The following is a 15934-nucleotide window of genomic DNA, read 5'->3' as shown; positions in this document are numbered from 1 at the left end:
TCGGGATCAGGCGTGTCGCACCCGGGCGGCGAGGACCTCGCGGGAGCGGGTCGCGGCGCGGCAGAAGTCGCGTATGAGTGCCGAGAGTTCGCGCCCGGGGTCCACGCCGAGTTCGCGCCGGACGAGGTTGCGGTAGGTGTCGTACGCCCGCATGGCCTCCACCAGGTTGCCCTCTGCCAAGTGTGCCTGTATCAGGGCCCGCTGGGCGCTCTCGCGCAGCGGTTCGGCACTGACCGCGACCAGCGCGGATTCCACCGCCTCGGCATGCCGTCCGACGCGGCCCAACTCGCGGCTGAGGGCCTCCAGTGCGTGCAGCAACCGCTGGCGCACCCGTTCGCGCTCCAGCAGCACCCAGTCGTCGTACCAGCCCGGGAGCAGGTCGAGGGCGTCGGTGCGCCATTTCAGCGGGGAGAGGTCCTGGGCGGTGGCGGTGCCGTTGATGAGCCGTCCGGCCCAGCCGTACAGCACGTACAGGTCGACCACGGTGTGCTCACGGACGGAGAGCGAGCACTTGTCGGAGTCGAGCAGGTCGATGCCGGCGGCCTTGAGCCGCCACAGCGCGGACCGCAGGTTCCCCGCCGCCCTCAGGTCGTCCCCGGACGGCCACAGCGTGCCCGCGGCATGCCTGCGTTCGACCCGGCCCCCGTGGAGCGCGACGAACGCGAGCAGTCGCTTCCCCCCTTCCGGAACGTCCAGCCATCTCCCCTGGTGGACCACGCGCGGGCCGCCGAGGAGATGGAGCATCGGCGCCTCACCCGCCCCGGGAACACGGGACGGAGACTCGAGGAACTGCTGGTTCATGGGCGGTCCTCCCGCAGAGAAGTCCGACCGCCCATGCTATGCGCAGACCGTCACGGATCAGTCACCGAGTGCAACAGTTCACCCCCGGTTCGCGGCCCCCCGGTTCGCGGCCCCCCGGTTCTCGGCCCCCCGGTCCGCGGCGGTGCCCGCGCTGCCGGGGCTGTAGCAGATGCGGCGGCGGCTGCGGACGAAGGCGACCCAGTCGCCGGCGGGCTCCCCCTCCTCGTCGACGGGCACCAGGACGTCGAGGAAGGAGGGGGTGTCGAGGCGGATCCGGTCGCGGTTGCGGGCCTCCTCGACGGCCTCGGCGATGTCCGCCGGACCGCACCGGCAGTACCGCAGGTACGCCTGCTGCCCGAGCAGGGTCTCGATCCGGCCGGGGACGCTGCGGTCCACGTCCCCGTCCCCTCCGTCCCCGTCCCCTCCGTCCCCTCCGTCCCCGCCTCCTCCGTCCCCGTCCCCCTCCTCGGGTTCGTCGGCGCGGACCGGCAGGTACCCGGCGGGCGGCAGTTCGACGATGCCCAACTGCTCCAGCGAGTACGGGCCTTCGGCCGCCGCCGGGGGCGGCGCGACCGCGGCGGGGCCGCCGTGCGCGCCGAGGCCGGCGACGATCCGGGCCACCTCGCGGCCGAGCTGGTCCTTGGTACGGGTCCGCAGGAACTGCTGGTCGCCGAGGAGGGCGAGCTGCTCCAACAGCGGCCCGATCCCGGGACCGGCGGCCGCGGACCCGGCCCCCGGCCCCTCTCGAGGGCCCGTCGCCCCCGGCGCCCCCGACGCCCCTGACGCCCCCTGCGCCTCCCGGGCCGCCAGCACCTGCGCCAACTGGCTCTGGAACTGCAGGATCTGGGCGATGTAGACGTCCCAGGGGCGCATCCCGAGCCGCGACTGCCCGTACCGGTACGGCGGGGCCGCGCCCCGGTCCCGGCGGGCGGTCCACACGTCCACCTCGAAGCCGTCGGCCGTACCGGGGACGCGCAGCAGCACCGCGAGGCGGACGGCCGCCGACCGGCTCGGGGCGGCGGCCGGCGGCCCCCAGCTGCGCGGCAGGGTGGCGGCGGCGGTGCCGTACGGCCAGGCGGAGTGCGCCGTGCGCTCGGCCCCGAAGACCCGGGAGGCGAGGAAGTTGCGGCGGGCGGCGGGGAGTTGGCCGTCGAGGCCGCGCTCGGTGTCCTCCACCAGCCGGATCCGCACTCCCTCGGCGGTGTACGGGTGCCGGGTCGTGCCCGTCCCGGAGCACGGGTCGTCGCAGTAGCTGCCCTGGACCGGAGCCTCCCCGTGGTCCCGGGTGGCGGGGGCGACCTCGACCCACCAGAACCCGTCGAGGCCGGGCTTCAGGCCGGTGAGCGGGAGCGTCACCAGCCGCTCGGAGCGCAGCGGCCGCCCCTCGGCGTTGACGGCGAGACCGGCTCCGACGCGGAGCGTGCCGTCCTGGACGGTGACCTCGTAGCCCTCGACGGTGCCCGGGCCGGCGCAGGCGCCGACGGCGAGGGCGAGTTCCCGGGCGTAGTCCTGGATGAGGTTGAGGTGTTCGGCGCGCAGGAACAGGCCGTCGAAGGCGTTGAGCCGGTCGATCCCGCCGTCGGCGGTTCCTTCGGTGATCGTCATTCCTCGGTCCTTTCGGGAGCCGTCCCGCGCGGCAGGTGGACGGTGACGACGGCGTCGTGGCCCTCGTCGAGGGTGCCCGGCGGCCCGCCGGCCGGGCCGGCGAAGGGAGCGCGGGGCGCGTCGCCGTACAGCGGCGTGGGGCCGGTGCCGCGGATGCGGATGCGGACGGTCTCGTACGCGGGCCGCTGGTCGAGGTCGACCCGTACCCGGCGGCCGTGGGCGGAGATGCCGATCCCGGCGACGTCGTCGGTCGCCCAGCCGCGGCCGGTGTCGGAGAGCGAGGTGATCTCGACGCCTCCCGGTTCCGCGCAGCCGGGGGCGAGGGGGGCGGTGACGTCGAAGGTGAGCACGGTGTGCTCGCGGCTCCAGGCGAGGGAGTCGCGGATCAGGCGGGGGCCTCCCGCGTCGGCCTCGGGAACGGCGCCGACGAGTCCGGGGGCGAGGCCGCAGGCCAGTTCCTGGAGGGTGGTGGTGGGCAGGACGGCGGTGCGCACGGAGGGGTCGACGCGCACCTCCTCGACGCGTACGCAGCCGTCGTACTCGGTGAACGCGACGGTGAGGCGGGCGAGGACGACCGCCGCGTGCTCCTCGGTCACGGGCGCCCGGGGCGGGCAGGCGTCGCCCTCCTCGCACCGCGGCGCCTGCTCGGTGGCGTCGGCGGCGGCGAGCCGGCGGAACGCGGCGAGCAGGGCCGGGGCCCGCAGGTGGGCGGGGACCCGGGCGACCTCGGCGGCCTCGCGCAGCGCCTCGCGGCCGGCGGCGTCGCCCTCGCCGGCCTCGTCGAGGCCGAGGAGGACCCGTACGCGGTGGTACGGGCGCCAGGGTTCGGGCGGACGGGAGCGGACGGTGACCGCCGCCGTCTCGACGGTCCGGGAGAAGTCGTCGTGGCGGCGCGTCACGTCGCAGGGGTCGGCCAGGGCCGGCACCGGGCGGTCGGGGCAGGACGCGAACTCGGCGACGATCCAGGCCTCGGCGGTGCGGGCGACGGGTTCCGGCGTCGGCTCGGTGGGGTGCTGTTCGGCCCAGTCCCTCGCCCACTGCGTCAGGGAGAGGCACCACCGCGCCTCCAGGTCGAGTTCGCGGCCCAGGCCGTCCAGGGCCAGCCCGGGCAGTACGGCCAGTTCGTCGCCGTCCCGCGCGACCCCCAGGCCCCAGATGACGCCCGGCCCGTGCAACCAGGCGTTGTGGAGCATGAGCTTGCCGCGCGGATTCCCCATCAGGACGCGGAAGTCGTCCTCGCCGAGGAGCATGCCGAAGGCCACGCGCAGGGCGAGGAAGGGGTTGGCGGGCAGTTCCTCCCCGCCGCAGGGTCCGGGGCCGCAGGGGCCGCTTCCGGGCGAGGGTCCGGTGGGCAGGTCCGGGGCGGACGGGCCGCCGCCGCTGCAGCCGCAGCCGCACGGGGTGCCGCCGGTGCCGAGGGCCGTCATGGGTTCTCCTTCCGGGTGAGCGTGTCGCTCGCCGTGTCTGCCGCGGCCAGGGCCTGCGCGGCCCGGCGGTCCGCGCCGGCGCCGCCCGGGGTGACCGGATCCCCGGGGAAGGGCCGGCCCGCCTTGCCGTACTCGCGCCGCATCGCATCGGCCAGGTGGGCCTGCCGGACCGGTCCTGCCTCGTCGGCCGCCCGGAACGCCGCCCCGATCGCGGCGTTGCGGATCCAGCCGCCGGGCACCGGGTAGCACTGCGCGAGTGCGGCCAGGTCGACGTCGGCGTCCCGCAGGGCGCGCGGCAGGTGCAGGTCCCACATGCGGTGCCGGCCCGTATCGTCGGGCAGCGGGAACTCCACGACGAAGTCCATGCGGCGGATGAAGGCCGCGTCGATGTTCTGCCGCAGGTTGGTCGTCAGGACGGCCAGGCCGTCGAACCGGTCCAGCCGCTGGAGCAGGTACGCGGTCTCCATGTTCGCGAACCGGTCGTTCGCCTCGGAGATCTCGGTGCGGGTGCCGAACAGGGCGTCTGCCTCGTCCAGCAGGAACACCGCCTGGGTGCGCTCGGCCGCCTCGAAGCAGGCCGCGAGGTTCTTCTCCGTTTCGCCGATGTACTTGGAGACCAGCTCGGATCCGTCGACGACCAGCAGGTCCCGGCCGGCCTCGGTGGCCAGCACCTCGGCGGCGAGGGACTTGCCGGTGCCGGGCGGGCCGGTCAGCAGCAGCCGTACGCCGCGTGCGGCCCGGGCGGCCTCCCGCAGCCGCCAGTCGTCGAGGACGAGCGCCTGGTGGCGCAGCCGCGCGACGGCGTCCCGCAGTTGGCCGTCGGCCTCCGCGGAGAGGACGAGCCGCGACCAGCGGGCGCTCGGCCCGACCAGGTCGACGCCCGGGGGAAGCAGGGCCCCGGCCCGGGCCCGGATGGCACCGGACACGTCCGGGCGGCCGTCGGGGCCGTTGCCCGGGCCGGCGAGGGCGGCCCGGCTGCGCACGTCGAGGGCCACCTGTGCGGTGAGCGCCGGGTCCAGGGGGTGACGGGCCGCCAGCTCCGGGGCCCGGCCGGGGGCTCCGGGCAGCGCCGCCTGCCAGGCCCGGCGCCGGTCCGCCACGCCGACCGGGCCGACGGGCACGGTGAGCACGGGCCGCTGCGGCCCGGGACGTACGGCGCCGGGCGCGGCACACACCAGCAGCGGGCCCGGAACGCGGTCCACGGCCGGGGTGACCGGGCCCGCCCCGGCCGGCGGCGCGGCCACCACCAGCAGCGGTACGGCGCCCCGTACGGCGGCGTGCAGTCCCAGCAGGCCGATGGCCGCCGGGTCTTCGGGGCGGGCGCGGGCGGCGAACACGTCGAGACCGGCGGCGGCGGCAAGGGCCGCGCAGCGGCTGAGGGCGACGGTTTCGTCGCGGGCGCTGACGAGCAGGGTGCGGGGTTCGCGGGAGCGGAGCGCGGCGACCGCCCGGACGCTCTCGGGCAGGGCGAGCCAGCCGTCGAGGCCGGGGACGGGCGGGCCGGCGTCGGCCGGCTCCAGCGCCGCGGGCCGGGCGGGGTGGCCGTGCAGGGCCTCCCACAGCTGGTCGGCGAGGGTCAGCGAGCGCTCGTGGAAGGGGCCGTCGCCGGTCAGCGCGAGCAGCCCGGCCCGTACGGCGGGACCTTCGTGGAGCAGCCGGCGCAGGGCCACCCGGTCCGGGGCGGCGGTCCGGGCGCCCGCGGAGCTGCGGCTGCCGGCGCAGTCGACGAGCAGCCCGGCGAGGCCGACGCTGGGGTGCGGGGCGCCGGCCGGATGCATGGTGCGGAACGTCCGGGCGAGGCCCTCGTGTTCCTCGGGGAGCCCGGCGAACAGCACGAGCTCCGTTTCGAGCACGCCGAGCCCGTAGCAGCGCACGAGCCGGTCGAGCGGCGCGCTCTCGGCGTCCGGGCCGGGGGCGGTGGCGGGGGTCGGACCGGGAGCGCGGCGCTCGGCGGCCGCGGCCCAGTCGCGCAGGAAGGCGGCGGGCTCGGCGCCGGCCTCCTCGCTGCACGTGGTCTCCAGCAGTTCCGCGACCCGTACGGCCACGGCGGCGGCCCGGACCGACAGGTCACGGCTGATGCGGTCAGACATAGCGGTACCTCACGACGGCCCCCAGCCAGCCGACCCAGCCCGGATCCAGGTCCAACCCCGCCCGCCGGACCCGCGGATCGGCGTCCCCGGCGGCCAGCACCACCTCGACCCACCCCGCCTCGGCCACCACCCGCCCCCGCCGCCGAGCCACCGCCGCCACGACCCGCCGCTCGTCCGCCCCGGCCGGTGCCACGGCTGATGATGCGGTGGAAGGCGCCCGGCCGAGCGGGGTGTCAGGGATGGCGGCGGCCGGAGCGGGCGGTGTGCACGCACGGTGCGGCGAACCCGAATCCGGGCGGGGGGCGGCAGCGGGGTCGTCCGAGACGGGCGGCTCCGGCCGTGCCGGGGCGGCGGGGGCGGAAGCGGGGGGAGCGGCGGGGGCGGGAGCGGGAGCGGGAGCGGGGGCGGGGGCGGCGGGATTGGACGCTGCAACGGGGGTGGCCGGCTGGGCCGTTGGGGCCAGCCGGGCGGCGGTGGCCCGGGCCCAGGAGGCGGCGAGTGCGTCGACCCGGGCCTGTTCAGCCGGGGTGGGCGGCTCGGCGCCCAGAACGCGGACGGCCCGGCTCCGGTCGAGGCCGGCGAGGGCCAGGGCGGCCGGGTCGCCCGCGGGGACGGCGGGCACGAGGGTGCGTGCGGCGGTGTACAGCACCCAGGGCAACGGCCGTGCGGCGAGGACGGGGTCGTCCAGGACCCGGTCCGGAAGGCCGGCCCCGGCGGCCGTCGCCAGCAGGAACAGCAGCCCGGCCCAGTCGGACGGCACGCCCTCGGCCGACGGCCCGGAGGCCGGCTCGGGGACGGATCCCCGCGACGGGTCCGCCGCCGGGCAGTCGTCCCGCTCCGGGGCGCGCACGGTTGCCCGCCCGGCGGGCGTGTCCGGCGCGGGGGCGCAGCGGCCGGGGCCGACGGGCTCCGGCGGGGCGGGCGGGGCTCCCCCGGCCTGCTCGACCACGCCCCCGGGCGGCGCCTCGGGTCCGGCCGGCCCGGCAGCCGCGGGGCGGGCGGGACCGTCGGGCCCTGACTCCGCCGCTGAGGGGCGCTGTTCGACATCGGTCCGGGCGGTCGTGGCGCCAGGCGCGTACAGGGCCTCGGTGAGGAGGCGGTGCAGGCCGGGGCGTGCCTCGGCCCGGTGCAGCGCGGCGGGGTCGGTCTCGGCGAGGACGAGCACGGCCCAGGCGGCCGCGGTCGGTTCGGCCGGGCGTAGCCGGGCGGCCCGCACGAGGGCGGCGAACCGGGATCCGGCGAGCAGGGTGCGGGCCAGCGTGCGCAGGGCGGGGGCGGGGTCCGTGTCGCCGGGCGGGGTCGGGGCGGCGCCGGTCACGAGCGCGGCCAGCCGCTGCCAGCCGCGGCGCCCCAGGGCCCGGTCCAGTGCGGCCGCCCCGCAGCGCTCGGCGGCGCGGAGCACGGTGGCGGCGGCCTGGTGCGGGTGGCGTTCCAGCACGGCGAGCACCGCCGCGCCGGGGGCCGCCGCGGGCGCGGGGTCCTCGGGGCGGACCAGGCCGGTCTGGCGCCAGGCCCACAGCCGTTCGTGGCGCCCGGTGGCGAGGCCGGTGACGGCGTCGGCGAGCAGGTCGGCGTCGTTGCGGTAGTGGACGGCGGGGCCCCGGTCCTCCCGTACCGTCCGCGCGATCGCCTCGGCGACCGCGCGGGACCAGTCGTGGGCGAGCGCCGTGTCGGGGCGGTCCAGGTCGAGGGGAACGGTCAGGTCGAGCCGGGCCAGGCACCACCGCCCGGGCGGCAGGGCGAGGGCGCGCAGGGCCGCCTCCAGGTGGCCGGCGACGGCGTGCCGCAGCGGCCCGCGCAACCGGTCCGCCGCGGGCGGCACCCCTCCCGGGTCGTACCGCAGGGTGGCGGACAACCGGCCGACGACCACCTCCGGCCCCGCGGCGGCCTCCGGCCGCCCGTCCCCCGGCCGCCCGCCGCTCACCGTACCCACCCCGCCCCGGTTCCGACGGCTCCCCCGCCCGGCCCACCCGTCCGGTCCGCGCCGCAGACCGCCCCTGGCCGGCCCCGTACGTCCGCCCGCCGCGCTGCTGACGCGCCGGGGCGGCGTGCGTCCACGCCTGCGCTGCCGTGCGGGGGTGCACTGCGCGCGTCCGGGGGGAGCGCGACCGTGCCGTGTGTGGTGCCGCCGGGCAGTGGGACGACGGCGGGGTGGTGGTGGGTCATCCGACGCGCACCGCCCCGGAGATGGTGGTTTCGCCGATGCGGGATCCCTGGGCCGGAACGCCGACGACGGCGTTCGTGCCCAGCGTGAGGTGGCCGGCGACGGCCGGGGCCCAGGCGGCGCCGGGGCCGACGACCGAGGTGAGGCCGAGGTGGAGGGTGCGGCCGATGCGCATGCCGGTGCCGAGGGGGCAGATGTCGACGCGGGTGTGGGCCGGCTTCTGGGATTCCACGATGCCGCGTACGACGTCCAGTTGGGCGGGGGTCGGGGCCGCGGGGATGAGGACGCTGAAGCGGTGCGCGGTGGCGGTGTAGCCGTCCTCGCCGGGCCGGGTGCCGCCGACGGTGAACCGGCCCAGCGCCCCGGAGGTGGCGGCCGCGCCGCCGACGGCGGGGGCGGGCGGCCCGCCGGGGGCGGTGCCGAGGACGGCGCCGGCGAGTCCGCGGAGCCGCCAGTGCTCCACCACGCTGACGGGCACGGGCAGGTAGAGCCGCAGGATGCGTTCCAGGCAGGCGGCGGTGCCGCGGATGCGGAAGAGGTCGTACGCCTGGGCGATGAGTTCGCGGCGGGCGGCCACGGGCCAGCGCCGGTCCAGGGCCAGGCCGAGCAGTCCGGCCAGCCAACCGAGGGCCTCCTGCGGGGTGGTCCGGGGGTCGAGGAGCAGGGTGCGCAGGGCGGCGCGGGAGTCCATCTCGTGCAGCATTCCCTCGGCGGGGGCGAGGAAGCGGTGCAGGAAGGCGGCGTGGGTCTCGTCCCGGCTCCAGGCCCTGGGCAGGGTCGCCGACAGCCGGTGCCCGGGCCGTTCGACGCGCAGGGCCCGGACGCGGGGGGTGAGGCGGAGGGTGCCGGTCAGGCGGAGCACGATCCACAGGTAGCGGCCGGGCGGGGCCTGGACGGGGGCCTCGTAGGTCTCGTAGGCGTCGTCGGGATCGATCTGCGCCCAGGGCAGTTCGCGTCCGGTGGGCCGCCGGAACAGGGGTGCGGGGGCGGGGAGCCGGGCGGCGTGTCCGGCGCGGGAGGGCAGGGGCGGGGTGAGGTCGGGGCGGTGGACGGCCCGCGGTCCACGGACGGGGGGCTGCCAGGGCAGCGGGTCGGGGACGGTGTCCTCGTCGTCGGTGAGGAAGCTGACCCGGACGTCGGTGCCGGGCGGGATGCAGGCGTCGAGGAAGAGGCGGCCCCAGCGGATGCGGTACTCGCCGGCGTCGAGGCGGTAACAGATCACGGTGCCGGTGGGGGTGTACCGGGCGGCGGCTCCCGCGGTACGGGCGATGCCGGCGGCGGTGGTGAACGCGGTGCGGCCGTCGGGGTCCACGGTCAGGGCGCCGCCGTCGTAGTCGGGGGCGCGCAGCGGTTCGAGCTCGGCCCAGGCGGTGGTTCCGTCGGGGCGGAAGCGGCGGAACGGGCGGCCGGGGGTGCGGGCGACGACGAGGGTGCCGTCGGGGGTCAGGTCGAGGTCGGTGGCCCCGCCGACGGTGAGCGGGCGGGTGCCGTCGGCGCGGGCGATGACGGCGGCCGCGCCGGCCGGGCCCGCGGGCCCGGTCCACAGGACGTACAGGTGTCCGGCGTGGTCGGCGATCCGGGTGGGGCGCAGGCCGTCGGCGCCGGGCGGGCGGTGCAGGGCGGGACCGCGCAGGGGGCCGCGGCGGCCTTGGAGGAGGAGGATTCCGGCGGGCCGGGTGACGAGGACGGCGACGGCCCCGCAGTGGGCGGTGACGTCGAGGGGGCGGCGGTGCGGGTGGGCGGCGGTGCGGACGGGGACGCGGCGCAGCAGCCGTTCGCCCCACAGGTCGACGACGTGGACGGCGGCGCCGCCGGACTCGGCGATGTGGAGCCGCTGGCCGGCGTCGACGGCGAGCCCGCGGGGGACGCAGAGGGTGCCGGGCCGGTGGGGGGCGGGTGCGGGGGCGGCAGCGGTGGCGCCGGGCGGGAGGACGTCGACGCGGCCGGCGCGCGGCTGGGAGCGGTAGGCGCGGCCCCATCGGTCGAAGGCGAGCCCGGCCGGGCCGTACGCGGCGCCGTACGCGGATGCGGAGGCGGGCGCGGGGCCCGCCGTCCCGGATCCGGTTCCGGTTCCGGTCACGGGCCCGGGCCCGGGCTCCGGCTCGGGCTCGGGCTCCGGTTCCCAGGCGAGTTGGACGCCGCCGCCGTCGAGCAGGGCGGTGGACTCGTGGCGGCAGCGCACCCACTGGTCCGGGTCGGCGATCAGGGCGGTGGTGCGGTCGCCGTGCATCAGCACACCTCCGGGGGGAGCGGTACGACGACGGGGTCTCCGGGCGGCGCGGGCGGGGTGCCGTAGCCGGCGCCGACGGGCAGCGGGCTGCCGGTGACGACGGTGATCTCGGCGAGCCGGGGCACCTCCCACGGGTTCAGCGGGACGAGCGGCAGCGGGGTCCAGCCGGCGGGGCCGCGCCGGGCCAGGGCGAGTTCGCCGTCGAGGTACTCCAGCCCCTCCACCTGGACGGCGACGGCCTCCAGCTCGGCGCGCCGCACGGCCCGGCCGAGCGGCCAGCCGGCGCCGTCGGGCCCGTACGGCGGCAGTGGGGCCAGGTACTGGCGCAGGATCAGCTCGGTCCAGCGGCGCACGGCGTCGGGCTGGTAGCCCTCCCGGGTCCGGATGCCGACGGAGACGGCGATGTCCACGTACGTGGGCGGGATGACGTACAGCTCGGCGGTGACCGGGCGCCTGGGGTTGAGGTACGCGGCCACCTGCCGCAGCAGCGCGAGGTCGGGCAGCGGCGCGCCGGGGTCGCGGAGGTCCTCGGCGGGGAAGACGAGCACGCTGACGACGCCGGCGGCGGGCCGGCCGGGGGTGTCGGGGTGGAGCAGGGGCAGGGTCTCGGCGCGCCGTACGCCAGGGACTTCGAGGGCGAGGGCACGGTAGTCGTCGGCGGTGACGGCGCGGTCGCGGCGGTGTACCTCGGCGGGCAGCGCTTCGAGGGCGTCGGCGAGGGAGGCGGGGTCGGCGCCGCCTGCGGCGGGGAGCGGGTTGCCGGCCTGGACGCCGGAGACCCCGGTGAGGGCGGTGATCGCGCCGGCCGGGACGTTGCCGGCGGCGCCGCCGCCGTACCGGTAGCCGAGGACGCGGATGCGTTCGCCGATCCGGGGCAGCCGGCCGCGGTTGCCGAAGCGGACGAGGCCGGCGTCGGGTTCGAGGGTGTAGTGCCGGTCGAGGGGGCCGCTGGCGGCGAAGTCCTCGACCTCGGTCCAGGGCTGCCAGCCGTCGGGTTCTTCGACCTCCAGGCGGACGCTGCCGGGGAGGACGGGGCGCTGGGTGAGTCGGTGGACCTGTCCGGCCTCGGCGGTGCCGGTGCCGAGGAGTTCGGGTGCGGCGGTGCGGGCCTGGACGGCTCCGACTGCGTTGACGCCGACCCACCGGATGCGGTGGATGGCGTCGTTCTCCCCGGTGGGGCGGCGTACGCGCAGCCAGCCGAGGACGCGGGCGGCGGTCTGCTCGTCGGCCGGCGTCGGAGGGCTGTTCGGTCCGCCGGTTCCGGCCTGCCCCTGGGGGTGGGTGGGGAAGGCGGTGGGCAGGGCGACGCTGACGACGCCGGCGGTGGTGAGGCCGCGGGTGGTGTCGCCGAGCACGGCGAGGGGGGTGAAGGGGGTACGGGCCCCGGGCCCGTTCCACAGTTCCCACAGGAAGCCGGGCGGGGCGTTCAGCAGGTCGCCGGCGCGCAGCCGGGTGGGGTCGCGGGGGTCCCGGGCCACCAGGTCGTAGGGGCGGCGGAGTTCCTCGTCGGGGACGACGCCGAGGAAGACGGTCTGGCCGCGCAGCCGGGCGGGGTCGGTGGCGGGGCGGGCGAGGAGGGCGATCCACAGGCTCTGGTCGAGGGTGGTGCTGACGTCGAGGGGTGGCCGGTCGGGGTCGAGCGGATCGGCGGGGGCCTCGGTGGTGGTGTAGAAGACGACGGGTGCGCCGGCGGCGACGCGGTCGCGGTCGGCCTTGGGGAGGGCCTCGACGGCGTTGTCCCGGCGGCGGCTCTCCCCGCTGCCGGGCGGGGCGGGGGCGACGGGGGTCTTGCCGGCGGCGAGGACGTCCAGGGGCCAGGCGACGGTCTCGTTGTCGGTTTCGAAGGGGACGGCGCCGGCCCGGGCCTCGGTGCCGCGCAGCACCTGGACCCCATCGGGACGCTCGGTGCGCAGGGTGAGGAGGGTGCGGGCGGTGAGCGCGGGGCGGGGGCGTACGCCGAGCAGCCGGAGGAAGGCGACCTTCGTGGCGTCGGGGATCTGGTTGAAGCGGAAGAGCAGTGACTCGCCGAGGTGGGCGAAGAGTTCGAGGAGGGCGATGCCGGGGTCGCCGGCGTTGTGGTCGGTCCACTCGGGGGCGTAGACGGGGATCCGTTTGACCAGCTCGTCGCGGAGCTGTTCGAAGGTGCGGTCGTCGAGGATGGGGCCGATCAGCGGCATGGCGTCGTCACCCGGCCCTCTATCGCAGGTAGAAGGGGTAGACGAGATTGTCCGGGCGCAGGTCGAGCAGTCGTACGTAGGCGATGTCGATCCACACCAGGGTCGGCTCCTCCCCCGGGGTCACGGAGACCTCGGTGACCTGGATACGGGGCTCCCAGGCGGCGAGGGCCTCGCCTATCTCGGCGGCGATCGCAGCGCGGGTGGCGGGGGTGTTGGGGGCCATGAGGTGGCGGCGCAGTCCGCAGCCGAAGGTGGGGCGCATGACGCGTTCGCCGGGCTCGGTGTCGAGGATGGTCTCCACGGACTGGCGTATCGCGGCACTGCCCGCCACCCAGCCGAGCCGGCCGCCTCCATCGCCCGGGCCGCCTCCCTCCCCCGGGCCGCCTCCGCCACCCGGGCCGCCGTCGCCGCCGTCGCCGCCCTGCGGCCGCAGCGGGAACCGGATCCCGGTCCCGGACCAGGCCTCGCCCGCGGGCCCGGCCGCGGGGAGCGGGCCGCCGCCGGGGGCGTATGTCAGGGCGTCAGATGCTGCCATGGCTCCATGCTGCGCGACGGGCGTCACCGCGCCGTCTCCCCCGCTGCCACGGGCCGCGGCCACCGGTCACCACCAGCCCTCGGCGCGCAGCGCGGGCTTCATCTCGTTGAGGGCGCCGTCGTACTTGGCGCCGAACTTGGACCGGATGTCGTTGACGTCCAGCCGGACCGCCTGCTTGAACCGCTCGGCCTCCATCAGCTCCAGCTGCCGGGCGCGGTGCTCCTTGGACTCCGTCCAACTGCCCGTGCTCAGCGCCCGCGGATGAGAACTCCAGTTGCCGTCGGGGTTCTTGCGCCCCCGGTGGTCCTGGCGGTCCATCTGGATGGCCGGGCCGCGGCCGTACGAGACCGTGCTGACCTGCTTGGTGACGCTGTGCGGGGGGATGTGGTTGATCTCGGTGCCGGCGTAGTTGAGTCCGGTCTTCGGGTTCTTCAGCTCGTCGTAGCGGCCTCCGTGGAAGTCGGGCAGCTCCTTCGGGTCGCGGCGGTCGACGCCGGCCTTGCCGCCCTCCTTCTGCGATCCCTTCACCGCGTCCTTCACCGCCTCCTTCGCCGCCTCCTTCGCCGCGTCCTTCGCCGTGCCCTTCGGGGCGGCGTCGATGAGCGGAAGCTTCTGCGCCTTCGGGCTCATGGCCGCCGTGACGTGCCACTTTCCCTCGTGCAGCTCGGGCTCCAGCACGCTGAACCCGTACGTCCTGCGGACTCCGGCGAGTTCGGCGCGAAGGTCGGCCTCCTCGTACGGGTGGGCGTGCGACTTCTGCGCGATCCGTCCCAGGGCCTGGAGCCCCGAGAGCCAGCGGGTCTGCTTGGCCGGGGAGGGAACGTCGGCGGGGTCCTTGCGAGGTGCCGCCGGAACCGGGCCGGGTCCCGCGGCCGGCGCTCGGCGGGCGGTCGGCCGGGAGGGGGCCGTGGGGGCCCCGGCGGGGGCGGCGGCCGGGGCACCCGGGGCCGGGCCGGCCCCCGGGCCGGCACCGCCGGGGGATCCGGTGGTGCCGGGGGTGCCGGGGGTGCCGGGCTCCTTCCAGGCGCCCTTCTTCTGCTCGTCCGCGGCCGACTTCGCCGGGACCCTGTCGTTGACCAGGTCGCTCATGAACTTGTCGGGGCTGAACTTGACGTCGCTGAAGGCGACTTCGGGGACCTTCCCGGAGCCGAGGACGTGCTCCACGTCCGCCCCGATGCCGAACTCCCCGGACAGCGGGTACTCCAGCCGTCCCACCGGCCAGTCCCACCGCTTGTCCGGGGCGGGCGACCACCAGGGGCTGTCGAGCTCGACGAAGAGGTCCCCGCCGAGCGCCAGGAAGGGCTGGGCGGCGATCTCCATGTGCCCGGCGAGGAAGAACTCCCCGCGTTTGCCGGCCTTCGGGTCGGCGACCTCGCGGAATCCGATGCGGGGCGTGGCCTCCACGTAGCCGCGGACGCCGGCGAGGGCGTGCAGCGCGACGCCCGCCTTGATGTCGTGGCCGAGGAGTTGGAGGCCGGCGCCGCCCTCGGCCTTCAGGCGCAGTCCGGCGAAGGCGGAGACGTTGAGGGTGCCGGTCAGGCCGAAGTCCTTGAGGACCTCGGGTTTGGTGGACCAGGTGCCGGTGAGCTCCATGCGGTCGAGGGTCGCGGGCCCGATCGTGGCGACGGCTTCCAGGCCGATGCCGGCGAAGAGGAAGACGTTGCCGACGAGCGGGACGCCGTAGAGCGTGCGGACCTCGAACCGGGCGAGCTGTTTGACGAAGTCCTTCTGCTCGAAGAGCGGTTTGTCCATCCGCGGCACGATCTTGCCGACGACGGTCACGTCGCCGCGGTGGTCGACCACGACCAGGGCCTCGCCGCCCAGCCAGTCGGCCAGCCGGACCGTGACCGTGCCCCAGCCGGCGAGGACGCGGGGGCCGGGGCGCGGCCCGGCGGCCCCGTCGGGGGCCCCGGTGGCGGCCGCCTGCGCGGGAGCCGGCTCGCCCGTGACGATCGGGGCGGTCTTCACCTGTTCGGCGAGCCGGCTGTCCGTCAGTTCCCGTGCGGTCGCCGGGTCGGTGGCGACGAAAGTCACCTGGCCGTCGAACCGGTCGTTGGCGTAGCCGACGGTGCCCCGGACGTCGACCGCCCCGCTCGCGTACGCGGCCGTCACCTGCCCGGTGAAGCCGCGCAGCGCCACGTCCACGGAGGCGCTGCCGGACAGCGCGCCGTCCGGGCCGCGGACCACCGGGACCTCCACCGAGCCGAGGCCGGCGACCGTGCCGCGGGCGACGGCGTCGAAGGTGACGGTGTCGCCGGTGAGGCCGAAGCTGCCGGAGGCGGTGAGGAAGCCTCCGAGGGTGAAGCCCATGCCGGTGGCCTTCACCACCAGCGTCGGGCCGCGCAGTTCGTTCTCCGCGCCGGGCAGCTTCAGGCCGCTGACGCCGAGCCAGCCGAGGACCCGGGCGCAGCTCGCGATCCGGTCGAGGAGGGCGCGGTGGCCGGCGATCAGGGTGCCCTGCACCACCACCGAGGCGTGTCCTTGCAGGACGCCGTCATGGACGCGGACGGCGAGGACCGGCTCGATGCCGGCGGTCCGCAGCGGCAGCAGGAACGGGAGCAGGAGCGGCACCGGCTGGAACGCGCCGCCGGCGGCCGTGGCCGGGCCCCGGTCGGTGGAGCGCAGGTGCAGGATGCCGGCGGCGGTGTGCCCGAGGCGGACGCGGACCGGCCCGCCCGCGGGCCCCTTCTGCTCCAGGTACGCGGCGACGGCGGGCGACGGGGCGAGCGGGGCGCCGCCCTCCAGGGCCAGTTCCTCCTTGGGCATGTCGGGGGCGGGGGCGGGCAGGGCGCGGGCGAGCTCGTCCGCGAGCCGGGCGGGCGGTGCGGCCCCGCCGGGCCCGGCGGTGGCGGCGCGCGCGGCCAGTCTCGGAAACACATCAGTCGCATCCGCACTCAAAGCAAGA

9 protein-coding genes are annotated in these 15934 nt (G+C 77.2%); all 9 read right to left on the bottom strand.

The window, feature by feature from the left end; genetic code table 11:
- Positions 1 to 6: 6 nt before the first annotated feature.
- Positions 7 to 801 carry a BTAD domain-containing putative transcriptional regulator gene (locus ACFVGY_RS28060; RefSeq protein WP_385682019.1) on the bottom strand — a complete coding sequence of 265 codons (795 nt, stop codon included), beginning with the start codon at positions 799 to 801 and terminating at the stop codon, positions 7 to 9.
- Positions 802 to 879: 78 nt separating this feature from the next.
- Complete coding sequence (locus ACFVGY_RS28055) at positions 880 to 2406, bottom strand: hypothetical protein (RefSeq protein ID WP_385682017.1); 1527 nt, start codon at positions 2404 to 2406, stop codon at positions 880 to 882.
- Positions 2403 to 3833: a hypothetical protein gene (locus ACFVGY_RS28050; protein WP_385682015.1), complete on the bottom strand. Its 1431-nt coding sequence runs from the start codon at positions 3831 to 3833 to the stop codon at positions 2403 to 2405. Before ACFVGY_RS28050 ends, ACFVGY_RS28055 begins: the two co-directional genes overlap by 4 nt.
- Entirely contained in the window at positions 3830 to 5923 is a 2094-nt protein-coding gene (locus ACFVGY_RS28045) for an AAA family ATPase (RefSeq protein ID WP_385682013.1), read from the bottom strand. The genes ACFVGY_RS28050 and ACFVGY_RS28045 overlap by 4 nt, the downstream gene beginning before the upstream one ends.
- The gene (locus tag ACFVGY_RS28040) at positions 5916 to 7847 is read right to left on the bottom strand and encodes a hypothetical protein (RefSeq protein ID WP_385682011.1); all 1932 of its coding nucleotides are present in this window, start codon (positions 7845 to 7847) and stop codon (positions 5916 to 5918) included. The genes ACFVGY_RS28045 and ACFVGY_RS28040 overlap by 8 nt, the downstream gene beginning before the upstream one ends.
- Positions 7848 to 8085: 238 nt before the next feature.
- Complete coding sequence (locus ACFVGY_RS28035) at positions 8086 to 10317, bottom strand: phage tail protein (protein WP_385682009.1); 2232 nt, start codon at positions 10315 to 10317, stop codon at positions 8086 to 8088.
- Positions 10317 to 12494, bottom strand: coding sequence for a putative baseplate assembly protein (locus tag ACFVGY_RS28030; protein WP_385682007.1), 2178 nt, complete (start codon positions 12492 to 12494; stop codon positions 10317 to 10319). The genes ACFVGY_RS28035 and ACFVGY_RS28030 overlap by 1 nt, the downstream gene beginning before the upstream one ends.
- Before the next feature lie 19 nt (positions 12495 to 12513).
- Entirely contained in the window at positions 12514 to 13029 is a 516-nt protein-coding gene (locus ACFVGY_RS28025) for a GPW/gp25 family protein (protein WP_385682005.1), read from the bottom strand.
- 66 nt (positions 13030 to 13095) lie between these two features.
- Complete coding sequence (locus ACFVGY_RS28020; protein WP_385682003.1) at positions 13096 to 15906, bottom strand: hypothetical protein; 2811 nt, start codon at positions 15904 to 15906, stop codon at positions 13096 to 13098.
- Positions 15907 to 15934: the final 28 nt, after the last annotated feature.

Source organism: Streptomyces sp. NPDC127106 (assembly GCF_042677605.1).
In the GTDB taxonomy this organism is placed as follows: Bacteria; Actinomycetota; Actinomycetes; order Streptomycetales; family Streptomycetaceae; genus Streptomyces.
Note: the sequence above shows the minus strand (reverse complement) of the source record. Positions and strands in the feature narration are given on the sequence as shown.